A 25,554-nucleotide genomic window follows, 5' to 3' on the forward strand; every position below is an offset into this window, starting at 1 on the left:
GAGGTTTAGAGGCGTACTTTGCTGCGCAGACCCGCCAGCACATCCACACCGTTCACACGGCGAACAAACTGTTCCGGGATAATTTCAAACAGTTCGCGGCCGTCGACGGACGAGCGATAGTAGTTCAGGCTCATTTCCAGCGTGACGGAGGCTTCTGACATATTAGTGTTAGGGCGGGCATCAGCGGTGATTTTGGTAATCATCCCTTCCATTTCGTCGATTTTTCCGTATGAACCACCGGTATATTGATAGCCTTCATAGGCCGTGATGCGCGGAGATTTACCGCCGACCTGCATCCCAAACAGGGCCAGCGCATCCGTATCCACACCGTAAATTTTGAACGTGCAAACCATCGGCTCCATCCCGGTGTCCATTGGCACGGACATATCCATGCCGCCGGAGCGTACTTCTACTTTGGTGATGGCCAGTTCAGGTGGGGTATATTCATGCGCCCCTTCAAGGCGCTGAGCGCCATTTACAAACAGCGTCCACGCACGCAGGTTATTCTTTTTCATCAGGCTACAAGCTCCACAACAGCATATTTATTGTTAATACGCACCTGCATAACCAGATGCTCCAGAGGTGACTTCGGACCAAAGTCATAGTTGATATACAGCACGCCGGACGCGATGCTCTCTTCGGTATTCAGCTCTTCATCAAGCCATGCCTTGCCGCCAAAAATGGCGCCCAGACCTTTTAGTTGACGCATGTAAGAGTTGATGGTGCCGATGATGTCGTCCGCAACTTGCTTGTCCAGCGGGCGGTCGATGTACTCCAGCATGGTTTGTTCAATGGAGTCTTCGATAACGTCGGCGGTGCGACGTACGGATTCAAAGCGCCACTGCGGGTCGGAGGTACACAGGCGATTGCCCCAGTGGCGGAAACCGTCGCTGCGCATGATGGTGGAGACGTTATCCATGTTCAGCAGGTTGGCGGTGCAGTTCGCATCGTTAAGAGAGAAGCTGTCCACCTGCTCGACGCCGAGGATGTTATAGATCTCCTGATTCGACTTGCTCCACCACCAACCGTTTTGGCGGTCAATGCGCGCACGCAGCCCAGCGGCACAGGCTGAATAAGGGCGGTAAATGATCGCGCCGTCTTCACTGGACTGGGCTACTCGTGGACGTAACAGTTCAGCACGAGTTCCGAACATACTGCGGCGCTGGACCACGTCCTGAACGCTCGCCATGGATGCGGAGTCGATGTAGGCAATCCCCCGCAGTTTTGCCGCGGTCGCTTCAAGCGCCTTAGCAACTGCGTCATCTTCGGTAAAGCCGGTAGCCACAAGAATACGAGGCTGATAGGTGGTAATGGATTTGCTATTTTCCAGCGCGCTTACGGCAGCAATGATACTGGCGCGCTGTGCTTCTTCGGTGATACCCGCATCCGCACGCACAACAACAACCAGCGCCCCTTCCTGGTCAAAGATATCCGCCAGCGCAGCGGGTAGCGATCCTGCGCTACCCAGCTTCTTCGCCTGGCTAATGCCGCCTGCGACCACCACAGGAACATTTAGCGGATAAGGTTCGTCGCTGCCCCCTGAGAGTTTTTCGTTAAACGGTGCGACTATGCCCAGCCCTGTACCGCCGGCAGGTAACGCTGCGGTAATGTCACTGGTTGCCAGACCGTTGACTAACGTCACCAGTTCAGCGGCGGTAGAAACGACCTTGCCAGTTTCGTCAATTCCCAGCGCAATATTCAGTACACCATCCTGAAAATCCGCAACGGCGGCAAGCGCCGTGGGCTCTTCAGCATTTAATTTACTGGCAACGGCGTTAACGAGCAGTTTGTTACCCGCCACGCCAGGTTTTTTAGCACTAAACAGCAGCAGTGTATCCAGCAGAGCAGAGCCCGTTTGCAATGAAGCGATAGCACCAGCTTCCGCATCCGGAGCAGTACCCACCAGCCCAATAACGGCCGTGCGGATAGTCGACACCGCCACCGTTCCCTGGGTAAGTTCAATTGTTTCAACGCCGTGTAATTCGGCCATAGTTATCTCCATAAATAAAAAAACCGCTTATCAGCGGCCATATGAGGTGTTAATTAAGGTTGAGGATCAGTAAGGCTTTTCCGGCCAGCTGATATTAGGTGCAGTCGAAGTGTCAATACGATTCAGTAAAACACGGTATTTTTTCCATGCATTGAGCCGGGCTATTTCTTCTTCGGTGGCAATATTAAGATCGACGGCGTCTTGCAGGGGGGCTAATATTATTGATGCTTCGGAAAGTAGTTCGTTTCTTTCAAAAATAGCATTTTCGAACTCCTTATTCATTCCCACTTGAATATCGACGACCCACGCCCAACCATTCCACATCACATTAGATCCATCAGGCACAGTCGGTGGTTTAATCGTTGTGCAATATGCAGGAAGACCGGTATTGGCGGGAATAAAAATATTATTCCTTCCAATAAATTCACCAGTATCAGGCATAAAATGATAAACCATAAGTACTTGCGAGACATCCAACATTATAAATGTCACTAGGCAAGCCTCACCAGGTAATTAAAAGCAATGTTTTTCACCGTATTTTCGATATTCCCAATTGCAGCAATAGCAATAGTGTGTGCGTGAGCACCAATGGCAACAGTATGGCTATGCGCACCAATAGCAGTCGTGTGAGCATGAGCTCCTGCGCTGGCTGCATTTCCACTGAAAGTATGAGTATGCGCCCCTGCATTTAAGGTATAGGAGGATGTATCAACATTTCCATTAGTATTATAGATGTTGCGATCAATATATACTCCATTTCCACCGCCGCCATTCCGCCACGCTCTTTGAGCATGACTATGGTCACCAGCTGATGCCGTGGTGCCATTTATTGAATGCGTATGGCTCCCAGTGCTATTAGACGTTTTAGTTCCGTAATCAAATCCGGAAGACGATTTAGTGCCTAAGTCCGCCGATGAGGCTGTTGCCGTATGATTGTGTGATTTAATTCCATCTTGTTCTTGAGAAAGAACCACACGTCCAGACGATGGCTTTCCTTTTACAATCCACCCTCGCATATCCGGGATAACACCAGATGGATAGGCGATCGCAAGTTTAGGATAAGTATTTTTGTTGAACGTCTGCCCTTGCATTAAAGCATAACCCGCAGGTGTCACGTCTGATGGCCATGGTATAGGTGCTCCAACAGGATAAACATCGTTGATATTGAACGTTGCTAACTCGCCAAGTCCTAAATTCCCCCGAGCCTTCGCCTTATCTTTTACATCACCCAGGTTTGCATCCTGACGCAGAAACAGTCCGTCGCCCGTGGCAACAATCAGCGTAACGTCGTCGGTGGGGGATACGGCAAGGCGGAAGTTTACGGTGACGTTAACGCCGTTTTCTGGCTTCTCAATCGCAGCACAGTTGCCAATCGCGAAAAGTTCTCCGGCGTCGGTAAGCAGCCCCAGCTCCCGAATGGTGAAGCCACCAACATCCGCAGGTAAAACCAGCTGGGCGACTGTTTGATTTGGCTGTTCAGGGGAAACTGTCTTACCCGAAATATCCCCGCGGTAGACTTCGTGAACCAGTTTTGTTGAGGCTGGATTTGGCACCTGAAACTGACCGTTCCCATCGCCAACCACAAACTTAGTAAGGTTAACCTTACCGCCACTGGCTATAGCGGCTGCTTCCAGCGCGGCGCCTTTGTCAGTAATTACACTGTAATAATCTGCCATCTATTGTCCTCCGGCAGTAATGTCGATTTCGATATATGCCGTTGCGGCACCCGCGATATACACCTGGCCTTTACTCCCCACGTCAGTGATCAGATCGATTGCTGTCAGGTAACTGCGTAAATTTTTGGCGTGGTTTACCTGGCGATGTATCTGTTGATAGAGATCACCTGAAATGGGACTGGTGCTGTAGATCTCGATACGAAACGAGTACGGCTCCGCCTTTGGTGCGTCTTCAAACCACTCAATAACTTTTGTTGGATAGCCGACCGCACCAAGCGAGCGCCGCACGGCGCCAGACGTTCCCCGGTGCTTATGTATGTAAGCGGCATCTTTTACGGTCTGCCGCTTTTGCTCTGCGCTCCAGGCAGGATCCCAGAAATCAACGCCGTACTCCCACGCCAGCCAGGGAAGCAGGTTCATCGGGCATTGATCCGGGTTTTTAACCTCCTGAATACGAAGTGGCACGTCAATTACCGGCTTATTGTTGGCCTGCTCAAGCGCACGCTCGGCAGTCGTCGAGTTGGGCGGCAGCAGGCTGTTATATGCCATCATCCAGCTCCTTTATCGCCACCTTAGCTCCTGAGCAGTACGGCGCAACGCCGGTTCCCGGTTCTATATCCTTCACAGGCTGAATTAGATTTACGCGGACCACGCCAGGCTGCTGAAGGGCGCGATATATGCCGGACAAAGGGACAATGGCACCAATTCTGTGCTGTCCGGCAAGATAGGCCGTCAGCTCGGTTTGCGCATTGGCCAGCACGGTGCTCGAGTCTGGCCCGGCAGGTATTTCAAGCGTTGCCTCTACGGTAAAGAGGCTTTGGGTAGCGCTATAGGTCAGGACACGATCGGTCAAGGGGCGAACTTCATCGTCGTTTAGCGCGGCATTGACCTTCGCCAGCAGGGCCGATGTTGCGGTACCATCCCCGGTGCGGGAAAGAATGTAGACATCTACCTCACCGCCACGCCCGTGGGTTTCTGGCCCATAGACTGCCGCATCCAGCACATCCGCATCGGCGGATTTGGCATGGAAACGGTATGAGTTGTATGCGCCAGCGGTATTTAATTGCGACCACGACAGCTGAATACGCTCGCGGTATTCATCATCTGCTTCATAGACCGCTTCTAGCGGAGGGATGGCGTCCGGCTGCGCCGGGGTAATCAACAACCGGGGAACATTAAAATTCCCGCCCAGCTGATCGAGGTCGGCCCCGCCTGCGCTGGCCAGCAGTACTGCCCGCACGGCGTCGTTCATCTTCTGATAGAGCAACGTGGTGTTGTACGAGACGATTTCGCCCTGCTTCCAGGCCGGGTCCGATGCCACCAGCGCATCATAGGTTTCATCCGCAGCCTGCAGCTGGGCAAGCCACCGGGCGAAAAGTTCGCTGCTGTCCGGTACCTCTACCGCATCCGGCACCGGGAGTTCTGAAAGGTCAATTATTGCGGTACTGGTTGCCATTGATAGTCAACTCCGTAAGTCTGACGGGGTAGCCGGTTTCCCGGTTAAGCCCCGTAATGTTCAGTTCAAACTCCCCGGGTGCGGTGAAAAACACATCAACGTGCTCAAGCTGCAACCGGGGTTCCCATGCCGCCAGCGCGCCAGCGGTATCCGCAATAATGCGGGTGCGCGTCACGCCATCCTGCGGATTGTCTACTCTTGAGGGCAGATCGCTGCCGTAAAGCCTGTTGAGTACGCGCCTGCCCGTCGGCGTGCTTAAAATATCCAGCACCGACTGGCGCAGGTGCGCATCACCTGACAGACGTTTGCCGTTAGTTGCATCAACACCGTTCATCGTAAATTTTGCCCGTAAAAAAACCGCCGTAGCGGTGGTTACATGGATTGATTAGGCGTGCCGGTTGTCCCACCGGAATCTCCTTTATGATTGTGGCCGTTATAGGTTGTACGGATTTGGTTCATCGTCCCTTTTGCGTCCAGCACTTCACCTTTAGCAGTCACGTTACTGGCGACGTCCAGGCTTGCCTGCAGCATGGTATTACCGGCCACCGTCAGGTTTTTCGTGATCAGCACCGGCCCGTCCAGCGTGCCTTCACCAACAATTTTATAGGTGCCGCCTTGCGCCAGAGCGATCGTGAGCGCATGAACCTTGCGGTCATAGCGGATCTCGGTACCGTCCTCATAGCGCGTGATATGGGTATTTTTATCGCCAGAGGGAATGGCTACCGCATCGGTATTCCAGCCCGGGAAAACCCGGCCATTGTTCAGATCTCCCGCCTCAGAGATAACGGTAACCGCGTCGCCCGCCGCTGCCGGATGAAAATCCTGCTGGTACTGACTTGCGCCCCATTGGCAAAGAGGAAGCCAGTCAGTTACGTTATTCCCCAACCTGACCCTGCAAGTTGGGCGCGGACCGGCAAGATTTACGTCACTAATGACGCCACGGCGAACCATATTGGCCACGCGCCGCTGAAGATCGCCAAGCAGGTCATCCATTTCTCCCCTCCTTATTGCCATAAACTAACTGGTAGTCATCAATATGATCGGAACCTGTCTCTGGGGCGCAGCCCAGCCAGGCCTGCCTTAAAGGTGTGCCATCGTAGGCAAGTGGATCAGCGCCTACGGCTACATCCTGCGTGAAGTTAACCGCCCACGCCGCGTAGTCATTCAGTGCAGGTACAGTTGTATCGGTCTCTGGACTGTAAGGAGCGGCACTGGTAAACACAGCGGGCTCCACACCTTCAAGACCAAACTGCTGTCCGGCAAGCCACTGGGTGAGTTCCGCCGCATACCCCTGCACGGCAACGTCTGGTGACGAGGCTGAGCGATCTGTCAGCACCAGCATTTCGCCACTCAGCACGATGGAGATCTGACCGCTGGTATCCCGGCTGCCCGGCGTCCAGCCTTTCAGAGAGAGGAAAACCGCAGGGGTGCTCAGGTTTGTGAGGGTCTGTGGATAGCTCTCCGCCGTTTTAATCCATGGGATCTGACGAAGCGAGCCGAGCACGGTCTGGTAATAATCGGGAACTGTTACTGGCTTAGCCAACTTCCACCCCCCGATGAATAAAATGTTAAAAGGCACATAGATAACTCCTTTGCGTGAATTCTACTGGAGGGCTGAGCGCTTAAGGTTTCAGCGCTCCTCATGCTTTGCTGTAGCCTGCTGAACGGTCTTCAGGGTCATTAATACCGCCGTTAATCAGTCAGATGTCTTCTCGCTTCCCGGCCAGCGCAGATCATGACGGTGGGCGTCGCCCAGGAAAATAGATTGCAAAAGTTACCCCTTTCGTTGCTGGGGTCATCTCTGTTGCAGTCAGAATGGGACCGGACATTTAATCTTGCTTTACTGGCAGCCATCCCGAACGAAGGGCATAAAAAACCCCGGCGTGAGCCAGGGTGAAAGGATTCGAGGTCGCTCAGTAACTGGAAACGTTAACGGTGACCGCAGAGATATACATGGAAATTAAGGCTGCCAAGGTGGCGGAGTACACGTTCAGTGAACTTTGATGATGGTAGCAGGATGAAAAAAAAGAAAACGTCGGTGACCATCTCAAAGCACAATGCTTTAGTGCTTTACCCTTTTTCAGGGTGCTATGTTAATGAGCATTCACCATCCTGGTGAGCAGCGCGTCCTTCCGACGAGCCAATTAAACACAATGTGGATTTTAATGTCAACAACAAAATCTTTTTTGTGGATTATTGTGGATTTAATCACTTTTTGACCTTACTCCCACAAGGTTGAGGTCCAGAAAACCTTGCCGATAATCTCAACCTTATCCAGATCTACTTCTTCTTCCGGATACTCCTGGGCGTTATAGCTCCTGATGCTCAGTTTGTTTGGACCGGTGCGATAGAGGATTTTTATTCGTTTCCAGCCTTCCTGATTGATGGCGTAAGTTTTGCCATCAACAATTTTTTTGTTGTTGCAGTCCACCGCCACCGTTGCCCCGTTAGGTATTACCGGCTCCATGCTATTGCCATGTGTGGGGAAGCACAGCACGCCTGAGCCATCGCTGTTGGCCCCCACGCGCCGCAGAGTGGACTTAGAGAAGCGGAGCCGAAAGCCGTTGTAGTCGTCTTCACAGAAACTTCCGTCCCCTGCCGCCAGCTCGATATCCCGCAAAAATGGCACTTCAACTTCGTCATTTTCCAGCGGAGTTTTGCTATCCCAGGCATCGACTCGCTGCCAGCTGCTTTGTGGCGGGATCGTTGACTCATGGTGACTATCCACTTTCGGGTTGCCATTACCGTTGAACAGCCAGTTTAAAGAATAGCCGTACTTTTCGCCGATTTGCTGTGCGGCTTCCCGACTGATGCTGTTGCGCTTAAGCCAGTTATTGACGGTCTGCGGCGTTACGTTCAGCCCGGCGGCCAGCGTCTTTTGCTTTAATCCTTCGGCATCCATCAGATACTGCAGGCGCTCGGCGATAGTATTCACTTGTTTCTCCCGCTTGGTAAAGATAAACACTTAGTTTATTTCCACCCTCATTATGTTTATTTTTTCAGGCGACCAACAGTATAGCGATCTGGTTTATAAACGCAAAAAAGCCCCGCCAGTAAACTGACGAGGCTTTTAGTTGGAGCCGAAGGAGCGTTAAATCTTACGCTTCTTTGCCGCCACGACCCGCGCGTTTGCGGTCGTTTTCAGTCAGGTGACGCTTACGAATACGGACGGAGGTAGGAGTAACTTCTACCAGTTCGTCGTCATCGATGAACTCCAGCGCCTGCTCCAGGGACATTTTCTGTGCCGGAACCAGAGTAGTCGCTTCGTCAGTACCGGACGCACGCATGTTGGTCAGTTTCTTACCGGTCAGGCAGTTCACGGTCAGGTCGTTAGAACGACTGTGAATACCGATGATCTGGCCTTCGTAAACTTCCGCACCGTGGCCCAGGAACAGCTTACCGCGGTCCTGCAGGCTGAACAGCGCAAACGCAACTGCTTTACCCTGACCGTTAGAGATCAGTACGCCGTTCTGACGCTGACCGATTTCGCCAGGCTTCACGTCGTCGTAGTGGCTGAAGGTGGAGTACAGCAGACCGGTACCGGAAGTCATGGTCATGAACTCGGTACGGAAGCCGATCAGGCCACGTGCCGGGATCAGGTAATCCAGACGGATACGACCTTTGCCGTCAGGGATCATGTCTTTGACATCGCCCTTACGCTCGCCCATTGCCTGCATCACAGAACCCTGGTGCTGTTCTTCGATATCCAGCGTCACGTTTTCGAACGGCTCCTGCATGCGGCCATCGATCATACGGTTGATAACTTTCGGACGGGACACAGCCAGTTCGAAGCCTTCACGACGCATGTTTTCGATAAGCACGGACAGGTGCAGTTCACCACGGCCGGATACACGGAACGCATCCGCATCTTCGGTTTCTTCAACGCGCAGCGCAACGTTGTGCACCAGCTCTTTGTTCAGGCGGTCAAGGATCTGACGGGAGGTAACGTACTTACCTTCTTTACCACAGAACGGAGAGGTGTTGACGTTGAAGAACATGGTCACGGTTGGTTCATCTACGGACAGCGCTGGCAGCGCTTCAACGTTTTGCGTGTCGCAAAGGGTGTCGGAGATGTTCAGTTCGCCCAGACCGGTGATAGCGATGATATCGCCCGCTTCGGCTTCGGTGGATTCAATACGCTCCAGACCGAGGTGAGTCAGAACTTTGCCGACTTTACCGTTACGAGTTTTGCCTTCGCTGTCGATGATAGTGATCTGCTGGTTAGGCTTCACTTTACCGCGCTTGATGCGACCGATGCCGATAACACCAACGTAGTTGTTGTAGTCGAGCTGGGAGATTTGCATCTGGAACGGACCATCAAGGTCAACGCTTGGTGCTTTAACGTGGTCAACAATCGCCTGGTACAGCGGAGTCATGTCTTCCGCCATCTCATTGTGATCGTTACCCGCGATACCCATCAGTGCAGATGCATAGATGATTGGGAAGTCGAGCTGCTCGTCGCTTGCGTCGAGGTTCACGAACAGGTCGAAGACCTGATCCACAACCCAGTCAGGACGCGCGCCAGGACGGTCAACTTTGTTGATAACCACGATTGGCTTCAGACCATGGGCAAATGCCTTTTTGGTCACGAAGCGCGTCTGCGGCATTGGGCCATCCATTGCGTCAACGACCAGCAGAACGGAGTCTACCATGGACATTACACGTTCAACTTCACCACCGAAGTCGGCGTGCCCAGGGGTATCAACGATGTTGATACGGTAGTCATTCCATTTGATAGCGGTGTTTTTAGCGAGGATGGTAATCCCACGCTCTTTCTCCAAATCGTTGGAGTCCATCACGCGTTCGGTAGCTTCAGCACGTTCGTTACTGAAAGTACCAGATTGCTGCAGCAGCTTATCAACCAGGGTAGTTTTACCATGGTCAACGTGCGCGATGATGGCGATGTTACGCAGATTTTCGATCACAACTTTGCCTCAGGCATTAGAAATAGCGCGTTATTGTACACGTATTAATCGAAGGACAGAACAGGATCACAAAGAACCTTTACAAACAATGTTGAAAGTAAGGGATTGTGATCGCTTTCACGGAGCTAAAAAGGGAGCCAAAACGTAAATTGCACCAATATGGTGCCCATTTTTCACACTGGAGCACTATATTGGTGCAAGTTATCCATCATGGTGCAGCCCTTTTGCACTATAGTGCGCATGATAACGCCTTTTTGGGGTGATTTAAAAGTTGGCACAGATTTCGCTTTATAAGTTTCAGGGCGAAAAGCCACTTTTAATAAAATTATCAGACCTCGTTACCACGACGACAATGACCAATCCGGGAGAGTTAAGTATGTCCGCTGAACACGTTTTGACGATGCTGAATGAGCATGAAGTGAAATTTGTTGATTTGCGCTTCACTGACACCAAGGGTAAAGAACAGCACGTTACTATCCCTGCTCACCAGGTGAATGCTGAATTCTTCGAAGAAGGCAAAATGTTTGACGGCTCCTCGATTGGTGGCTGGAAAGGTATCAACGAATCCGACATGGTGCTGATGCCAGACGCGTCTACCGCGGTCATCGACCCGTTCTTCGCCGATTCTACCCTGATCATTCGTTGTGACATCCTTGAGCCAGGCACGCTGCAGGGTTACGACCGTGACCCGCGCTCCATCGCGAAACGCGCTGAAGATTACCTGCGTTCTACCGGTCTTGCTGATACCGTCCTGTTCGGGCCAGAACCAGAGTTCTTCCTGTTCGACGACATCCGTTTCGGCAGCTCCATCTCCGGCTCCCACGTTGCTATCGATGATATCGAAGGCGCATGGAACACCGGCACCAAATACGAAGGCGGCAACAAAGGCCACCGTCCTGCAGTGAAAGGCGGTTACTTCCCGGTTCCACCAGTCGACTCCGCACAGGACCTGCGTTCTGCAATGTGTCTGACCATGGAGCAGATGGGCCTGGTTGTTGAAGCTCACCACCACGAAGTGGCAACGGCTGGTCAGAACGAAGTGGCAACCCGCTTCAACACCATGACCAAAAAAGCTGATGAAATTCAGATCTACAAATACGTCGTGCACAACGTTGCTCACGCTTACGGCAAAACTGCGACCTTCATGCCAAAACCAATGTTTGGCGACAACGGTTCCGGTATGCACTGCCACATGTCCCTGTCCAAGAACGGCGTAAACCTGTTCGCTGGCGACAAATATGCGGGCCTGTCTGAGCAAGCGCTGTACTACATCGGCGGCGTTATCAAGCACGCTAAAGCGATCAACGCCCTGTCTAACCCGACAACTAACTCCTACAAGCGTCTGGTCCCGGGTTACGAAGCTCCAGTTATGCTGGCTTACTCTGCCCGTAACCGTTCAGCTTCTATCCGTATCCCGGTGGTTGCGTCCCCGAAAGCACGTCGTATCGAAGTGCGCTTCCCGGACCCGGCGGCTAACCCATACCTGTGCTTCGCCGCGCTGCTGATGGCTGGCCTTGACGGTATCAAAAACAAAATCCATCCGGGTGAAGCGATGGACAAAAACCTGTATGACCTGCCGCCGGAAGAAGCGAAAGAGATCCCACAGGTTGCAGGCTCTCTGGAAGAAGCACTGAGCTGCCTGAACGAAGACCGCGAGTTCCTGACCGCGGGCGGCGTGTTCACTGACGACGCTATCGATGCCTACATCGCTCTGCGTATGGAAGAAAACGACCGCGTACGTATGACACCGCACCCGGTAGAGTTCGAGCTGTACTACAGCGTCTGATTAAGTTTTTTTGTTGCCGTGGAAACTTTCAGCCCATCTTCGGATGGGCTTTTTTCTCCACAAAATAACTGGTTAAACAGGGATTTTTACCAGCGGACAACTATAATGCACCAACATAGTGCATAACCCGGAGACGGCTGTATGGCAACCGGCACGCTGCCCGATGCTGGGCAGATCCTCAACTCCCTGATTAACAGCATCCTGCTGGTGGATGACGAGCTGGCGGTTCATTACGCGAACCCTGCCGCACAACAGCTGCTGGCCCAAAGCTCGCGCAAGCTGTACGGCACGCCGTTGCCGGACCTGCTGAGCTACTTCTCGTTAAATATTGGCCTGATGCAGGAGAGCCTGATTGCCGGCCAGGGGTTTACCGATAACGAAGTGACCCTGGTAATTGACGGTCGCTCCCATATTCTTTCTCTGACGGCACAGCGCCTGCCGGAAGGGCTGATCCTGATGGAAATGGCGCCGATGGATAACCAGCGTCGCTTAAGTCAGGAGCAGTTACAGCACGCCCAGCAGATAGCTGCACGAGACTTGGTGCGCGGGCTTGCTCACGAAATAAAAAACCCGCTGGGTGGACTGCGCGGGGCAGCACAGCTGCTGGCAAAAGCATTGCCGGACGCGTCGCTGAAGGAATACACCAACGTCATTATTGAGCAGGCAGACCGCCTACGTAACCTGGTGGACAGGTTATTAGGTCCCCAGCAGCCCGGCATGCACGTCACCGAAAGCATTCACAAAGTGACCGAGCGCGTGATGAAACTCGTGTCGATGGAGCTGCCGGATAACGTCATCCTGGTACGCGATTACGACCCAAGCCTGCCTGAGTTCCCGCACGACCCGGATCAGATTGAGCAGGTTCTGTTGAATATCGTACGTAACGCGTTACAGGCACTGGGCCGCGATGGCGGAGAAATAGTCCTGCGTACCCGCACCGCTTTCCAGCTGACGCTGCACGGGACGCGCTACCGCCTGGCGGCCCGAATTGATATCGAAGACAACGGCCCGGGCATTCCGGCCACGCTCCAGGACACGCTGTTTTACCCGATGGTCAGCGGACGTGAGGGCGGCACGGGCCTTGGCCTTTCCATCGCGCGCAGCCTTATCGATCAGCACTCCGGGAAAATAGAATTTAACAGTTGGCCAGGTCATACCGAATTTTCCGTTTACCTGCCTATTCGCCAGTGAGGTTTTTATGCAACAAGGGATAGTCTGGATCGTTGATGACGATAGCTCCATCCGTTGGGTGCTGGAACGCGCGCTGACTGGAGCAGGTTTAGTCTGCACAACCTTTGAGAGTGGCAATGAAGTTCTGGACGCGCTGGCGACGAAAACACCGGACGTGCTGCTGTCGGATATCCGCATGCCGGGCATGGACGGGCTGGCGCTGCTAAAACAGATCAAACAGCGGCACCCGATGCTTCCGGTCATCATAATGACGGCGCATTCGGATCTGGATGCAGCAGTCAGCGCTTACCAGCAGGGCGCGTTTGATTATCTGCCGAAGCCTTTCGATATCGACGAAGCGGTTGCTCTCGTTGAACGCGCCATCAGCCACTATCAGGAACAGCAGCAGCCACGCAACGTGCAGGTGTTCGGCCCGACGACAGATATTATCGGCGAAGCGCCCGCAATGCAGGATGTGTTCCGCATCATCGGCCGCTTGTCCCGCTCCTCTATCAGCGTGTTGATCAACGGTGAATCGGGTACGGGTAAGGAGCTGGTCGCGCATGCGCTGCATCGCCATAGCCCCCGCGTGAAGTCCCCTTTCATCGCGCTGAATATGGCGGCCATCCCGAAAGATTTGATTGAGTCAGAGCTGTTCGGCCACGAGAAAGGCGCCTTTACCGGCGCTAATCAGATCCGTCAGGGACGTTTTGAGCAGGCCGACGGCGGTACGCTGTTCCTCGATGAAATCGGGGATATGCCGCTGGATGTGCAAACGCGTCTTCTGCGCGTGCTGGCAGACGGGCAGTTCTACCGCGTTGGCGGCTATGCGCCGGTGAAAGTGGATGTGCGCATTATCGCCGCAACCCACCAGAACCTCGAACTGCGCGTACAGGAGGGAAAATTCCGCGAAGACTTGTTCCACCGCCTGAACGTGATTCGTGTCCACCTGCCGCCGCTGCGCGAGCGCCGTGAGGATATTCCTCGCCTGGCCCGCCACTTCCTGCAGGTTGCGGCTCGTGAGCTTGGCGTTGAGGCAAAGCTGCTGCATCCCGACACCGAAAATGCGCTTACGCGAGTGGCCTGGCCGGGCAACGTGCGCCAGCTGGAGAACACCTGCCGCTGGCTGACCGTCATGGCAGCAGGCCAGGAAGTACTGGTTCAGGATCTGCCAGGTGAGCTGTTTGAAACGACTACGGTGACGGAAAGCAGCACCACGCAGGGCCTGCCGGATAACTGGGCTACGCTGCTCGCGCAGTGGGCAGACCGGGCTCTGCGTTCCGGTCATCAAAACCTGCTTTCAGAAGCACAGCCAGAAATGGAGCGTACTTTGCTCACGACGGCGCTGCGCCACACCCAGGGTCACAAGCAGGAAGCGGCTCGTTTACTGGGCTGGGGTCGCAACACGCTGACTCGTAAGCTAAAAGAGCTTGGAATGGAGTAACAAAAAAGGTGGATGACGCTGACGCTTATCCACCCTACTCAGCTGAATTAAACGTAGGTCGGATAAGCGCAGCGCCATCCGACACAAATCAGATAACCCGTGAGAACTGCTGAAGCCTTGCTTTCTGCCGCAGGTAAACATCGAAGCACATGCAGATGTTACGGATCAGCAGACGGCCTTTCGGCGTGACCTGAACGCCGTGCTCGTCAACCTCCACCAGCCCGTCTTTGGCCAGCGGGGCTAACAGCTTCAGGTCTTCTGCGAAGTATTCCGCAAAATCCACGTCCCACAGTTTTTCTACGTCGGCAAAGCTAAGCTGGAAGTTACAGATAAGCAGCTTAATCACGTCGCGGCGGATGCAGTCATCGCGGGTCAGGGCCAGACCGCGCCACAGCGCATCACCACGCTCATCGACCTGCTGATAATAAGTCTTAAGCTCTTTCTGGTTCTGGGCGTAACAATCCCCGATCATACTAATCGCTGAGACTCCCATGCCGAGCAGGTCAGTATCGCCCTGCGTGGTGTAGCCCTGGAAGTTGCGGTGAAGCTTACCTTCACGCTGGGCCACGGCCAGCTCGTCGTCCGGGCGGGCAAAGTGGTCCATGCCGATAAACTGGTAGCCCGACGCGGTCAGCGATCCGATGGTTTCCTGCAGGATATCCAGCTTCTGCTGGGCGCTCGGCAAATCCGCATCTTTGATTTTGCGCTGTGCGGCAAACAGGGTTGGCAGGTGCGCGTAGTTAAAGACGCTCAGACGATGCGGGCTCAGTTCGGCCACGCGCTTCAGGGTGAAGGCGAAGCTCTCCGGCGTCTGCTTTGGCAGACCGTAAATCAGATCGATATTGGTGGAAGTGAAGCCCAGCTCGCGGGCGCGGTTAATCAGGGCAAAGATAAACTCTTCGTCCTGTTCGCGGTTCACCAGCTTCTGCACTTCTTTGTTGAAATCCTGTACGCCCATGCTCAGGCGAGTGAAGCCTTCTTCGCGCAGGCAATCGAGCACGTCCAGCTCGATTTCGCGGGGATCCACTTCAATAGACAGCTCAGCATCATCATTAAAGGCGAAATGGGCACGTAGCAGCCCCATCAGGCGACTTATCTGCGCTTTGCTAAGGTAGGTAGGGGTACCGCCGCCCCAGTGCATCTGGCTGACGTGACGGCCCTTAAACAGCGGTGCGCGATGGGCGATTTCTTGTTCCAGCGCGTCGAGATACCGATCCGCTTTGTGGGTCTGGCGGGTAACAATCTTGTTGCAGCCGCAGAAGTAGCAAAGCTTGTGGCAGAACGGGATATGGATATACAGCGAAAGCGGACGCTCAGGATAGCGAGCAACCGCCTGCAAAAATGCCCCCTCGCCAAAGTCCTCTGAGAACTCCAGCGCGGTTGGGTAAGAGGTGTAACGCGGCCCTGAATAATTGTATTTCTGGATCAGGGCCAGATCCCAGTCGATTAACTGCTCAGACATACTCACTCCTTCCGATGGTGCCGCCCGCGTTTTCGCAGCGCTCGCGGCCCGCCCACTCCTCGGGCATTGAGCCTGCGGCGCAACGAATTCTGCAATCGCGACAGCCGCCGTAGTTTAACGAATAACCACAGCAGATAACACACCAGCGGAATAACCATGAGAAAAACAGGTAATCCCATGGGAGTAAGCGCTAGTTACCGCCCTTCAGGAGACGCATTAAGTCGTCGCCTTTGTCTTCTTCTTCTTCATCGTCTTCGTAAGCAATGCCAAGCTCTTCCATCAGCGCATCGATGCGATCGAGTTTGGCGTTAACCCAGGATTGCTCCTCGGCGCTCAGTGTTTCACCCTCTTCAAGGCGTTCCAGCAGCGCGTCCAGGCGCTCATCATTCTCCAGCAAATCCAGCTCGGCCTGTGGTGTTAGCATAGGTTTCTCGCTTTTTGGTTTGTGCTGTTTAGGTTTTGCCGCCGGGGCTTCGGTCACGCCCAGAGCAACTGGTTTTTTGCTGCCAATACGCGGATCTTTAGGCTGGGAAGAGCCTTTACCGCCCTGCGGCTGGCTGCTGCCGTTTGCACGGCTGCCCGCAGAATGGCCACGGTGTTTTTTCTGGCGCTTACGGTCACGTGCTTCCTGATCGACTTCTTCACGCGATTTACGACGAGCCTTCGCCGGTTTGCTGCCTGGTGCTGCTGAGTTTTGTTGCTTCATGGTGAGTTATCTTAAGCCGTTTTATTCAGTATAGAATTGCGGCGGAATCTAGCAGAAAGCAAGCAAAGAAAAAAGGCGACAGATTAACCTGTCGCCTTTTTTCTTGTCTCTTGACCCTTTTGGGCCACACATTCCCTGTTAGCGTTCAACACCCTGTCTTTCCGTTGCCAACAACGTTCCCTGTTGGGTTCCCTGTCCTTTTTCTACGTCTCCGGACGTTCGCCTCCTGGCTATTCCTGGTTCGCCGTCATCCTGACGCTCCTGAACCCTCGTCCTGAGTTATTGTCCCTTCAGGCTTCCTGCCCTTGAGATGTACTTTACGCTTAACCATAAAAACGACAAGGGTATGATTCAGGCTATTGGCTGTTCGGGTAACAGAGAGAAAACAATAACATGATGTTAAATATGGTTTTTATTCGTTTTCCCGCGTGAAGCTTTCCGTATTGTCTGCCACGTCAGATGGCAGATATCTTACAAAGTGCAGGGATAAGCCTGTAAGCCTCAGCCAGAGCGCGAGAAAAACGGTCTTTTCTGCCCGTTCAGGTATAATCCCCCGCAATGCTCATCCTGAGGGAGACAACCTTTTGACAAACTGGAACTATCACCAGACCCATTTCGTGCTTAGCGCACCGGACATTCGCCATCTGCCATCTGATACCGGGATTGAGGTTGCTTTCGCGGGCCGCTCTAACGCGGGTAAATCAAGCGCGTTAAATACGCTGACCAACCAGAAAGGCCTCGCGCGTACCAGTAAAACCCCTGGACGCACCCAGCTCATCAACCTGTTTGAAGTTGCGGACGGCAAGCGTCTGGTGGATTTACCGGGCTACGGTTATGCCGAAGTACCGGAAGAAGTAAAACTGAAGTGGCAGCGCGCGCTGGGTGAATACCTGCAAAAGCGTAACAGCCTCAAGGGCCTGGTCGTACTGATGGATATTCGCCATCCGCTTAAAGATCTCGATCAGCAGATGGTGAACTGGGCGGTAGCAAGCAATATTGAAGTGATGATTTTGCTGACCAAGGCGGACAAACTCGCCTCGGGAGCCCGCAAAGCACAGCTGAACATGGTTCGTGAAGCGGCCGCCGCGTTCGGTGGCAATATTGAAATCGAAGCGTTTTCTTCGCTGAAGAAGATTGGCGTTGATAAGCTGCGCCAGAAGCTGGACAACTGGTATAACGATATCCCACCAGCGGTGGAAGAAGAAGCGCCGGAAGAATAAAAATCAGACGGGTTATCCCGTCTTTTTTTGGTCTTCACGCAATAAAAAACGCCCCAGTCATTACTGACTGGGGCGGCTAAAATATTCAGCCAAATCCGATTACGTGAAGTAAAAGGTCTGAAAGATAGAACATCTTACCTCTGTACCCTACGCGAATAACTCTACTCCTTTTTATTCGCGCGAAAAAGCATTTTTTGTAGTTTTTTTTCACTATTTGCACACTATTCTTCAACGGTCATCACAAAAAGCTATGACTTATGTTGCTTAGTTACAAAAATCCACCACAAAATCTGCTGCATTAATGCGCTTCATCCCAGTTCGCGCCGCTGCCAACTTCCACCAGCAGCGGCACATCCAGCTTCATACTGCCTTCCATCAGCTCGTGGATTTTTGCAGAAACGGCTTCTACGTCGTCCTTATGCACTTCAAACACCAGTTCATCGTGCACCTGCATGATCATCTTCACGCGCGGCTTATCTTTTTCCAGCCAGGCATCAACGGCAATCATTGCGCGCTTGATGATGTCCGCGGCAGTTCCCTGCATGGGGGCGTTGATTGCGGCACGTTCAGCGCCCGCACGGCGCGCACCGTTGCTTGAATTGATGTCCGGGAGGTACAGACGGCGTCCGTCCAGCGTTTCGACATAGCCTTTGTCTTTCGCCTGCTGGCGGGTGCGCTCCATGTATTCCAGCACGCCCGGGTAGCGCTCAAAATAGAGATCCATGTACTTCTGGGACTCTTTACGCGGGATGTTGAGCTGGCGGGAGAGGCCAAACGCGCTCATGCCGTAGATCAGGCCGAAGTTAATCGCTTTCGCGCTGCGGCGCTGTTCGCCGGTAACGCTGTCCAGCGGCAGGCCAAAGACCTCTGCCGCCGTAGCGCGGTGAATATCCTTACCTTCCGCGAACGCGGTAAGCAGGCCTTTATCCCGCGACAGATGCGCCATGATGCGTAACTCAATCTGCGAATAGTCTGCAGAAACAATGACATAATCTTCTGGAGCGATAAACGCCTGACGAATACGTCGCCCTTCTTCGTTACGTACCGGGATATTTTGCAGGTTCGGATCGGTGGAGGATAAACGCCCCGTTGCCGCCACGGCCTGGTGGTAAGAAGTATGCACGCGGCCCGTTTTCTCGTTGATCATCAGCGGCAGCTTGTCCGTGTAGGTAGACTTCAGCTTCGCCAGACCGCGATACTCCAGAATCACTTTTGGCAGCGGATAATCCAGCGCCAGCTCTTCGAGCACCTCTTCCGACGTGGACGGCGCACCGCCAGGCGTTTTCTTCAGCGGCTTGATACCCTGCTTTTCGAACAGGATAGTTTGCAGCTGCTTGGTGGAGGAGAGGTTAAAAGCTTCGCCGGCAATGTCATGCGCTTTGATTTCCAGCTCGCCAAGGCGCTTAGTCAGCTGCTCTGAGTGGATGTGCAGCAGTGCCGGGTCGATCTTCACGCCGTTACGTTCGATGCGGGACAGCACGGGAACCAGCGGCATCTCGACATGATTGAAAATGTTCAGCGGACCTTCGCACTTCTCAAGCTTCGGCCACATTTTCAGATGCAGCTGTAGCGTGACGTCCGCGTCTTCGGCGGCGTAGCGACCGGCCTGCTCAAGATCGATTTGGTTGAAGGTAAGCTGCTTCTTGCCCTTACCGGCAATCTCTTCGAAGGTGATAGTTTTGTGGCCAAGCCAGCGGTCGGCCAGGCTGTCCATGTCGTGACGCCCGGCCACGCTATCCAGAATGTAGGATTCGAGCATGGTATCAAAAGCGATACCGCGCAGTTCAATACCATAGTTACCCACGATACCACGGTCATACTTGAGGTTCTGGCCAACCTTCAGCGCGTTTTCATTTTCAAGTATTGGTTTGAGGAGTTCCAGAACACGCTCAAGTGGAAGCTGGTCCGGCGCATCGATGTAATCATGCCCGACCGGGATATAGCAGGCCACGCCCGGTTCGGTGGCAAACGAGAGGCCAACCAGGCGGGCGCTGACGTTATCAAGGCTGTCGGTTTCCGTATCAAAGGCAAAAAACGGGGCTTTCTTCAGGCGCTCAATCCACTCAACGAGGACTTTTTCGTCAAGGATGGTGACGTAGTTGTCATAAGAAAGCGCGCTGGCTGGCTCTTCTGGCTCGGCATCGATTTCGAGGGTTTTTTGAGGTTTCGCGGCAGGCTTGGCACCTTTGGCCTGTAGCCACTTGCCGGCTTCGACGTCCGTGATCCAGCGTTTGAACTCGTACTGCTTAAACATGCCAAGCAGTTCCTCAGCGGCCGGCTGTTGTACTTCCAGCTGTTCGCAGCTCAGCTCCAGCTCAACATCAGTTTTGATGGTTGCCAGCTGGTAAGAGAGATAGGCCACCTCTTTGCTCTGCTCAAGTTTGGCCGCCATGGTTTTCGCGCCGCGGAAACTCAGCTCGGCGATTTTTTCCGGGTTGGCATAGAGCGCATCAAGGCCGCCCAGCCCCTGCAGAAGCGCCTGTGCGGTTTTCTCCCCTACGCCCGGCACGCCTGGAATGTTATCCGACGAGTCGCCCATCAGGGCGAGGAAATCAATAATCAGCTCTGGCGGCACGCCATATTTGGTCTGCACCTCTTCCGGTCCGAGGATCGTGTTGGTCATGGTATTGATTAGCGTCACGCCCGGCGTCACCAGCTGGGCCATGTCTTTATCGCCGGTGCTGATAAGCACCGGGCGGCCCATTTTTTCAGCTTCCAGCGCCAGCGTGCCGATCACATCGTCAGCTTCTACGCCAGAGACGGCCAGCAGTGGCAGCCCCATCGCTTTAACCATGGCATGTAAGGGTTCAATCTGAGCGCGCAGGTCGTCCGGCATCGGCGGGCGATGCGATTTGTAATGCTCAAATAGCTCGTCGCGGAAGGTTTTTCCTTTTGCGTCAAACACCACGGCGGCATGTGTCGGCTGATACTGCATGATGAGGCTGCGCAGCATATTCAGTACGCCATACATCGCGCCAGTTGGCTCGCCTGCACTGTTGGTCAGAGGAGGAAAGGCGTGGTAAGCCCGATAAAGATAGGAAGAGCCATCAACGAGGATAAGCGGGTTTTGCGCGATCTGAACCATAATGTTCCGTTCCATGCCTGGTTTTTAGAATATTGCTAAAGGATGCCATAGCCTGGCCAAAAACATGAACTTTTGGCGGCGATTAGCGAAAAAGTTTTGTCGATCTGCGGGATCTTGCGCAGGATCAGAATTGTGGATAACTTTGTGCATAGATTTATAACTATCTAATATCCTGAAAGAATACAAAGATCCATAATTGTATATTTACATTAAAATCAGATAGTTATAATTATCAGAAATCCGTGCTCTTCATTTTTCACATAATGGATAAATGTGGATATAAAACTCTTTTTTTACGAAAACGCAGCTGAATCGCTTGCGAACGTAAGAAGAACGCCGCCAGATGCGGCTTTTTGAATAATCGCAGGGGGTAGAAATCTGATAAAATTCGCGGCTTACGATCCCCGATTTTATCATCCCTATAACCCTAACCTTCTGAAATAAATAATTATGTCGAGATTGCTGGCTGCGATCACTTTAGTAATCAGTGTCGCCCTTACCATTCTGGTTACGGTCTTATGCTCCGTGCCGATCATCATTGCTGGCATCATTAAGCTACTGCTGCCCGTGCCTGCAATCTGGCGTTCAATCTCGAAATTTGCCGATTTTATGATGTACTGCTGGTGCGAGGGATTAGCGTTGCTGCTTCGCCTGAACCCGCATTTGAAATGGGACGTTGAAGGGCTTGAGGGGCTGAATAAGAAAAACTGGTATTTGCTTATCTGTAACCACCGCAGCTGGGCGGATATCGTGATTTTATGCGTGCTGTTCCGCAAACATATCCCCATGAATAAATACTTTCTTAAGCAGCAGCTTGCCTGGGTGCCCTTCATTGGGTTTGCCTGCTGGGCCCTGGACATGCCGTTCATGAAGCGCTACACGCGCGGTTACCTGTTACGCCACCCGGAACGTCGCGGCAAAGACATCGAGACAACTCGCAAATCCTGTGAAAAATTCCGCATCCATCCGACGAGTATCGTCAATTTTGTCGAAGGCTCGCGCTTTACGCTGGATAAACGCCTGGAAACACGCTCCGTATTCCAGAATTTGCTGCCGCCAAAAGCTGCAGGTATTGCGATGGCTCTGAGCGTATTAGGGCCACAGTTCGATAAGATCCTCAACGTAACGCTTTGCTATCCGGAAAACAGACGCTCGCCGTTTTACGACATGCTGACGGGGAAAATGACAAGAATAGTGGTGCGGGTTTCACTGATTCCCATTGAGGAAGAGCTGCACGGGGATTATGTGAATGATAAGGTGTTTAAACGCCGCTTTCAGGGATGGCTCAATGAGTTATGGCATGAGAAGGACGCGCTGCTGGACAGTATCATGCAAAAAAAGAAAGCCGGTCAGTGACCGGCTTTTAACTTACTTTTTCTCGACCAGGAATTTCGTTACGTCAGCGTATTGCTTAACAAACGCATCCATATTGCTGGTATCCATACCCTGAGGATTGAGCTGGTATTTACCGTTAACGAAAATAGCCGGTACGCCCTGCAGCTGCAGGTCAGAGGCTGCTTTTTCCTGCTGAGCCACCAGAGATTTCACGACGAAGCTGTTCCACGCTGCGTCATACTCTTCCGGTTTTACACCGGCATCGAGGAAGACCTTACGAATATCCGCAACGTTCTGTACGGTCTGGGTTTTCTGCACGGCTTCAAACATTGGGGCGGTGATTTTATCTTCCACACCCAGCGCCATCGCCACAGCCCACGCCTGAGTCAGGTCTTTGCCCAATGGGCCCAGGAACTCAACGTGATACTTGGTCATTTTTGTGCCTTCCGGCAGTTTTTTTCTCACGTTATCGGAAACGTGAAGCACTTCTTCAAACTGGTAGCAGTGCGGGCAGTAGAAAGAGAAGAACTCTAACACTTGCGGTTCGCCTGCAACGGGTTTATCGATGGTGACGTACTCTTTACCATCGGTGAACTGGGCAGCAGAGGCACTGAATGCCAGAATCATACCCGCGAGTGCCAGCCAAATCTTTTTCATATTCCTTTCTCTCCTGAATAGTACTGACTAATACATTGGCGTTAATTGTAGTGGAGGTTCACGCAGAACCCGGACCTGCTCGGTGAAGGTTGCAGTCTGACTGCGCCAGTAATCTTCCTCGGTAAGCCAGGGAAAATTTCTGGGGAAAGCGGGGTCATCCCAGCGACGAATTATCCACGCGAGATAATAGACCATACGCATGGCGCGTAAAGGTTCGATGAGAGCAATTTCGTCTGAATTAAAGGGGGAAAACTCTTCGTAGGCTTCAATGATGGTTTCGAGCTGCATACGCTGCTCGGCTTTATCACCGTTGAGCAACATCCAGATATCCTGAACGGCCGGGCCGTTACGGGCATCATCAAGATCGACAAATAGCGGGCCGTCACGCCAGAGTATGTTCCCTGGATGGCAGTCACCGTGTAAACGCAAAGCGTCGAACCCATCGTGCCAGTGAAGCTTAACTTCATCGATTAGGGCATCGGTGGCCTTAAGAAAAGCAGCCTTTAATGCGGCGGGCACCAGCTTCGTTTGTTCAAATAAAGCCCTTGGCTCAAGGAGATACTCTTCGAGGCCAATAGTGGGCCGCTTCGCAAACAGATTACGCCGTCCGGTCTGGTGGATCCGCCCTAAATAGCGGCCAACCCACTCCATCTGATCGATGTTATCAGTTTCATACTGCCGTCCGCCCAGGCTCGGGAAGACCGTGTACATGAAACCCTGATGGCGCAGCAAAGTATTGCCCGCATAGGAGAGCGGCGCTGCGACCGGCACTTCATCAGCCAACAGTTCTGCAGCAAACTGATGTTCTTCCTGAATTTGTTCAGCAGACCAGCGGTTAGGGCGGTAAAACTTCACCACATAGCGTTTGCGATCCTCATCCTGAAACTGGTAGACGCGGTTCTCAAAGCTGTTTAAAGGGGTCAGCCCGGAATCCACCCGTATACCCTGTTCAAAAAGGGCATCCATGATGGTATCCGGATGTAGAGTCTGAAAATTGAAAGCGCTGTCCGTCATCCAGGCAACCGGCAGTTAATACGAATAGTTCAGGATAACATTTCGCAGCGGCTTAGGTGGCCCGGCTTACAAGCTTTTACTCTTTAATTACGCCGCGTGCGCGCAGCAGCGCCGTTTTGAAATCTTCTTCGTAGTCCTTTTTAATACCTGGAATAACAGCATCTTTTGAAGAATCGCGCATTTTAAGATGGTAGATCAGCACATCGTCAGTGAGATCGGTCAATTCACCGGTATAGCCTGACTCTTCAGCAAGTTTCTGCAAAAATTGGATCAGGTTGAGGTCGGGCTCTTTCTGCCACGCGGGCTGTAACAGCTCAAGCAGTTCGTTAAGACGCTTACATTTCATGATAGTGCTCCTTTCACTTGCGAGATGACACACGTTAGCAGGCTCAATCCCACATTAAAAGAGGCGATATTAGTGACACGTTTAACGGAAGTAACAGGGGTTATTCTGGCAGGTGGGCAGGCCACAAGAATGGGTGGTCAGGATAAAGGGCTTATCAGCCTGAAAGGTAAGCCGCTGTATGAGCATATCGTCAAGAAGCTCGCTCCTCAGGTTGGCAACCTGGCGATCAGCGCTAACAGGAATAGAGAACAATATCAGATGCTTGGTTATCCAGTGCTAAGCGATACTTTATCTGATTATCCAGGGCCGCTGGCAGGTATGCTATCCGTAATGCAGCAGCTGGACGCCGAATGGTTTCTGTTTTGCCCCTGCGATACGCCTAACATTCCAGACGATCTCGTAGCCCGGCTTTGGGAGGCGCGCGGACAGTTTCCTGCGGTATGGGTAAACGATGGGGAGCGCGATCATCCAACGCTCGCGCTTGTTCACCGCAAGCTTGCTCCAGCGCTGGAAAACTATCTTGCTTCAGGCGAACGCCGGGTAATGGTCTTCCTGAGAGAGGCGGATGGCCACCCGGTAATCTTTTCCGGGCAGCAGCAAAGCTTCGCCAATATTAATTCGCCAGAAGATTTAGCCCAGTGGGAGGACAAATAGATGGTGCCTTTGCTGGCCTTTGCCGCATGGAGCGGCACGGGAAAAACAACTCTGCTTAAGCTATTGATCCCATTGCTTAATAAGAAAGGGTTACGCCCGGGGTTAATCAAACATACCCATCATGATGTGGATGTCGACAGCCCTGGAAAAGACAGCTACGAGCTGCGAAAGGCAGGCGCTGCGCAGACAATTGTCGCCAATCAAAATCGCTGGGCCTTAATGACGGAAACACCGGAACAGAAAGAGTTGGATTTGCACTGGCTGGCCAGCCGTATGGACCCGGCATCACTGGATCTGATCCTTGTGGAAGGGTTTAAGCATGAAGCGATACCGAAGATTTTACTCTTCAGAGCGGGGCTTGGGCGTGGTCTGGATGAGCTGGCGATCGACAGTAACGTGATTGCCATTGCCAGTGATACAGCGATCCCTGAAGCAGGACTACCGGTCCTGAATATTAATTCACCGGAAGAAATTGCTGATTTTGTTGCCGAATGGCTTAAGAAATGAGTATTGCCTGCTCTTTAGCAGGCATTTTTAGAAACTCCAGACGGCAAAAAGGCCACTCTTTCGAGTGGCCTTGATGCTTGTTTGGAGCCTGGCAGTTGATGAACTTCGTTCACCCTGCGGG

At 52.9% G+C, this 25,554-nt stretch carries 24 protein-coding genes and 2 pseudogenes; 7 read left to right on the forward strand and 19 right to left on the reverse strand.

Annotated elements, in window-relative coordinates; genetic code table 11:
* Positions 1–5: 5 nt before the first annotated feature.
* The 12 genes and pseudogenes from AAE045_RS20660 to typA all read right to left on the reverse strand — a co-directional run bounded on the left by AAE045_RS20660 (position 6) and on the right by typA (position 10,047).
* On the reverse strand, positions 6–515 hold the full coding sequence (locus AAE045_RS20660; protein ID WP_455549297.1) for a phage major tail tube protein: 510 nt from the start codon (positions 513–515) through the stop codon (positions 6–8).
* Positions 515–1,990: a phage tail sheath C-terminal domain-containing protein gene (locus AAE045_RS20665; protein WP_455549298.1), complete on the reverse strand. Its 1,476-nt coding sequence runs from the start codon at positions 1,988–1,990 to the stop codon at positions 515–517. Before AAE045_RS20665 ends, AAE045_RS20660 begins: the two co-directional genes overlap by 1 nt.
* 66 nt (positions 1,991–2,056) lie before the next feature.
* Positions 2,057–2,482: a tail fiber assembly protein gene (locus AAE045_RS20670; RefSeq protein ID WP_455549299.1), complete on the reverse strand. Its 426-nt coding sequence runs from the start codon at positions 2,480–2,482 to the stop codon at positions 2,057–2,059.
* A pseudogene (locus tag AAE045_RS20675) lies at positions 2,482–3,141 on the reverse strand (phage tail protein); the annotation flags it as partial. The pseudogene AAE045_RS20675 and the gene AAE045_RS20670, both read right to left, overlap by 1 nt.
* A gap of 132 nt (positions 3,142–3,273) precedes the next feature.
* A pseudogene (locus tag AAE045_RS20680) lies at positions 3,274–3,666 on the reverse strand (phage tail protein); the annotation flags it as partial.
* Entirely contained in the window at positions 3,667–4,218 is a 552-nt protein-coding gene (locus AAE045_RS20685) for a phage tail protein I (RefSeq protein ID WP_455549300.1), read from the reverse strand.
* Complete coding sequence (locus AAE045_RS20690; RefSeq protein ID WP_455549301.1) at positions 4,205–5,122, reverse strand: baseplate assembly protein; 918 nt, start codon at positions 5,120–5,122, stop codon at positions 4,205–4,207. The genes AAE045_RS20685 and AAE045_RS20690 overlap by 14 nt, the downstream gene beginning before the upstream one ends.
* Positions 5,097–5,456: a GPW/gp25 family protein gene (locus AAE045_RS20695; RefSeq protein ID WP_455549302.1), complete on the reverse strand. Its 360-nt coding sequence runs from the start codon at positions 5,454–5,456 to the stop codon at positions 5,097–5,099. Before AAE045_RS20695 ends, AAE045_RS20690 begins: the two co-directional genes overlap by 26 nt.
* 38 nt (positions 5,457–5,494) lie before the next feature.
* The gene (locus AAE045_RS20700) at positions 5,495–6,115 is read right to left on the reverse strand and encodes a phage baseplate assembly protein V (RefSeq protein ID WP_455549303.1); all 621 of its coding nucleotides are present in this window, start codon (positions 6,113–6,115) and stop codon (positions 5,495–5,497) included.
* Positions 6,108–6,665, reverse strand: coding sequence for a hypothetical protein (locus tag AAE045_RS20705; RefSeq protein ID WP_455549304.1), 558 nt, complete (start codon positions 6,663–6,665; stop codon positions 6,108–6,110). The genes AAE045_RS20700 and AAE045_RS20705 overlap by 8 nt, the downstream gene beginning before the upstream one ends.
* 678 nt (positions 6,666–7,343) lie before the next feature.
* Positions 7,344–8,057 carry a LexA family transcriptional regulator gene (locus AAE045_RS20710; RefSeq protein ID WP_455549305.1) on the reverse strand — a complete coding sequence of 238 codons (714 nt, stop codon included), beginning with the start codon at positions 8,055–8,057 and terminating at the stop codon, positions 7,344–7,346.
* Positions 8,058–8,220: 163 nt separating this feature from the next.
* Positions 8,221–10,047 (reverse strand): ribosome-dependent GTPase TypA, encoded by a 1,827-nt coding sequence (typA, locus tag AAE045_RS20715; RefSeq protein ID WP_455549306.1) that lies wholly within the window; start codon positions 10,045–10,047, stop codon positions 8,221–8,223.
* 376 nt (positions 10,048–10,423) lie between these two features.
* Between typA and glnA the strand changes: the two genes are divergently transcribed.
* The 3 genes from glnA to glnG all read left to right on the forward strand — a co-directional run bounded on the left by glnA (position 10,424) and on the right by glnG (position 14,447).
* The gene (gene glnA, locus AAE045_RS20720) at positions 10,424–11,833 is read left to right on the forward strand and encodes a glutamate--ammonia ligase (protein ID WP_455549307.1); all 1,410 of its coding nucleotides are present in this window, start codon (positions 10,424–10,426) and stop codon (positions 11,831–11,833) included.
* Positions 11,834–11,974: 141 nt separating this feature from the next.
* Positions 11,975–13,024 carry a nitrogen regulation protein NR(II) gene (gene glnL / locus AAE045_RS20725; protein WP_455549308.1) on the forward strand — a complete coding sequence of 350 codons (1,050 nt, stop codon included), beginning with the start codon at positions 11,975–11,977 and terminating at the stop codon, positions 13,022–13,024.
* 7 nt (positions 13,025–13,031) lie between these two features.
* Positions 13,032–14,447 carry a nitrogen regulation protein NR(I) gene (glnG, locus tag AAE045_RS20730; protein ID WP_455549309.1) on the forward strand — a complete coding sequence of 472 codons (1,416 nt, stop codon included), beginning with the start codon at positions 13,032–13,034 and terminating at the stop codon, positions 14,445–14,447.
* 88 nt (positions 14,448–14,535) lie between these two features.
* Here glnG and hemN read toward each other — a convergent pair whose 3' ends face one another.
* Both hemN and yihI read right to left on the reverse strand, forming a co-directional pair.
* A complete protein-coding gene (gene hemN / locus AAE045_RS20735) occupies positions 14,536–15,909 on the reverse strand; it encodes an oxygen-independent coproporphyrinogen III oxidase (RefSeq protein WP_455549310.1) in 1,374 nt (457 codons plus the stop codon).
* 190 nt (positions 15,910–16,099) lie between these two features.
* Positions 16,100–16,615 (reverse strand): Der GTPase-activating protein YihI, encoded by a 516-nt coding sequence (yihI, locus tag AAE045_RS20740; protein ID WP_455549311.1) that lies wholly within the window; start codon positions 16,613–16,615, stop codon positions 16,100–16,102.
* Between the two features lie 584 nt (positions 16,616–17,199).
* On the opposite strand from yihI, the gene yihA reads away from it, so the two are divergent.
* Positions 17,200–17,835, forward strand: a complete 636-nt coding sequence (gene yihA, locus AAE045_RS20745) for a ribosome biogenesis GTP-binding protein YihA/YsxC (protein WP_455549312.1) — start codon at positions 17,200–17,202, stop codon at positions 17,833–17,835.
* An 85-nt stretch (positions 17,836–17,920) separates the two neighbouring features.
* On the opposite strand, the gene AAE045_RS20750 is transcribed toward yihA, so the two are convergent.
* Both AAE045_RS20750 and polA read right to left on the reverse strand, forming a co-directional pair.
* Complete coding sequence (locus AAE045_RS20750; protein ID WP_071892919.1) at positions 17,921–17,968, reverse strand: spot 42 RNA, inhibition of DNA synthesis; 48 nt, start codon at positions 17,966–17,968, stop codon at positions 17,921–17,923.
* 165 nt (positions 17,969–18,133) lie between these two features.
* Positions 18,134–20,920 (reverse strand): DNA polymerase I, encoded by a 2,787-nt coding sequence (polA, locus tag AAE045_RS20755; RefSeq protein WP_455549313.1) that lies wholly within the window; start codon positions 20,918–20,920, stop codon positions 18,134–18,136.
* A gap of 450 nt (positions 20,921–21,370) precedes the next feature.
* On the opposite strand from polA, the gene AAE045_RS20760 reads away from it, so the two are divergent.
* On the forward strand, positions 21,371–22,276 hold the full coding sequence (locus AAE045_RS20760; RefSeq protein WP_455549314.1) for an acyltransferase: 906 nt from the start codon (positions 21,371–21,373) through the stop codon (positions 22,274–22,276).
* 12 nt (positions 22,277–22,288) lie between these two features.
* Here AAE045_RS20760 and dsbA read toward each other — a convergent pair whose 3' ends face one another.
* The 3 genes from dsbA to AAE045_RS20775 all read right to left on the reverse strand — a co-directional run bounded on the left by dsbA (position 22,289) and on the right by AAE045_RS20775 (position 24,272).
* Positions 22,289–22,912 carry a thiol:disulfide interchange protein DsbA gene (gene dsbA / locus AAE045_RS20765; protein WP_455549315.1) on the reverse strand — a complete coding sequence of 208 codons (624 nt, stop codon included), beginning with the start codon at positions 22,910–22,912 and terminating at the stop codon, positions 22,289–22,291.
* A gap of 27 nt (positions 22,913–22,939) precedes the next feature.
* On the reverse strand, positions 22,940–23,926 hold the full coding sequence (locus AAE045_RS20770; protein WP_455549316.1) for a serine/threonine protein kinase: 987 nt from the start codon (positions 23,924–23,926) through the stop codon (positions 22,940–22,942).
* 76 nt (positions 23,927–24,002) lie between these two features.
* Positions 24,003–24,272 (reverse strand): YihD family protein, encoded by a 270-nt coding sequence (locus AAE045_RS20775; protein ID WP_202308586.1) that lies wholly within the window; start codon positions 24,270–24,272, stop codon positions 24,003–24,005.
* Positions 24,273–24,296: 24 nt separating this feature from the next.
* Between AAE045_RS20775 and mobA the strand changes: the two genes are divergently transcribed.
* Both mobA and mobB read left to right on the forward strand, forming a co-directional pair.
* On the forward strand, positions 24,297–24,926 hold the full coding sequence (mobA, locus tag AAE045_RS20780; protein ID WP_455549317.1) for a molybdenum cofactor guanylyltransferase MobA: 630 nt from the start codon (positions 24,297–24,299) through the stop codon (positions 24,924–24,926).
* Entirely contained in the window at positions 24,927–25,433 is a 507-nt protein-coding gene (gene mobB / locus AAE045_RS20785; RefSeq protein ID WP_455549318.1) for a molybdopterin-guanine dinucleotide biosynthesis protein MobB, read from the forward strand.
* Positions 25,434–25,554 lie beyond the last annotated feature (121 nt).

Source organism: Dryocola clanedunensis, from assembly GCF_038405435.1.
GTDB lineage: Bacteria > Pseudomonadota > Gammaproteobacteria > Enterobacterales > Enterobacteriaceae > Dryocola > Dryocola clanedunensis_A.

Excerpts from the sequence above, each read along its gene's own strand:
- AAE045_RS20660 (WP_455549297.1), bottom strand. The coding sequence starts at position 515 with ATGAAAAAGAATAACCTGCGTGCGTGGACGCTGTTTGTAAATGGCGCT.
- AAE045_RS20665 (WP_455549298.1), bottom strand. The coding sequence starts at position 1,990 with ATGGCCGAATTACACGGCGTTGAAACAATTGAACTTACCCAGGGAACG.
- AAE045_RS20685 (WP_455549300.1), bottom strand. The coding sequence starts at position 4,218 with ATGATGGCATATAACAGCCTGCTGCCGCCCAACTCGACGACTGCCGAG.
- AAE045_RS20690 (WP_455549301.1), bottom strand. The coding sequence starts at position 5,122 with ATGGCAACCAGTACCGCAATAATTGACCTTTCAGAACTCCCGGTGCCG.
- AAE045_RS20695 (WP_455549302.1), bottom strand. The coding sequence starts at position 5,456 with ATGAACGGTGTTGATGCAACTAACGGCAAACGTCTGTCAGGTGATGCG.
- AAE045_RS20700 (WP_455549303.1), bottom strand. The coding sequence starts at position 6,115 with ATGGATGACCTGCTTGGCGATCTTCAGCGGCGCGTGGCCAATATGGTT.
- glnA (WP_455549307.1), top strand. The coding sequence starts at position 10,424 with ATGTCCGCTGAACACGTTTTGACGATGCTGAATGAGCATGAAGTGAAA.
- glnL (WP_455549308.1), top strand. The coding sequence starts at position 11,975 with ATGGCAACCGGCACGCTGCCCGATGCTGGGCAGATCCTCAACTCCCTG.
- glnG (WP_455549309.1), top strand. The coding sequence starts at position 13,032 with ATGCAACAAGGGATAGTCTGGATCGTTGATGACGATAGCTCCATCCGT.
- hemN (WP_455549310.1), bottom strand. The coding sequence starts at position 15,909 with ATGTCTGAGCAGTTAATCGACTGGGATCTGGCCCTGATCCAGAAATAC.
- yihI (WP_455549311.1), bottom strand. The coding sequence starts at position 16,615 with ATGAAGCAACAAAACTCAGCAGCACCAGGCAGCAAACCGGCGAAGGCT.
- polA (WP_455549313.1), bottom strand. The coding sequence starts at position 20,920 with ATGGTTCAGATCGCGCAAAACCCGCTTATCCTCGTTGATGGCTCTTCC.
- AAE045_RS20760 (WP_455549314.1), top strand. The coding sequence starts at position 21,371 with ATGTCGAGATTGCTGGCTGCGATCACTTTAGTAATCAGTGTCGCCCTT.
- dsbA (WP_455549315.1), bottom strand. The coding sequence starts at position 22,912 with ATGAAAAAGATTTGGCTGGCACTCGCGGGTATGATTCTGGCATTCAGT.
- AAE045_RS20770 (WP_455549316.1), bottom strand. The coding sequence starts at position 23,926 with ATGACGGACAGCGCTTTCAATTTTCAGACTCTACATCCGGATACCATC.
- AAE045_RS20775 (WP_202308586.1), bottom strand. The coding sequence starts at position 24,272 with ATGAAATGTAAGCGTCTTAACGAACTGCTTGAGCTGTTACAGCCCGCG.
- mobA (WP_455549317.1), top strand. The coding sequence starts at position 24,297 with ATGACACACGTTAGCAGGCTCAATCCCACATTAAAAGAGGCGATATTA.
- mobB (WP_455549318.1), top strand. The coding sequence starts at position 24,927 with ATGGTGCCTTTGCTGGCCTTTGCCGCATGGAGCGGCACGGGAAAAACA.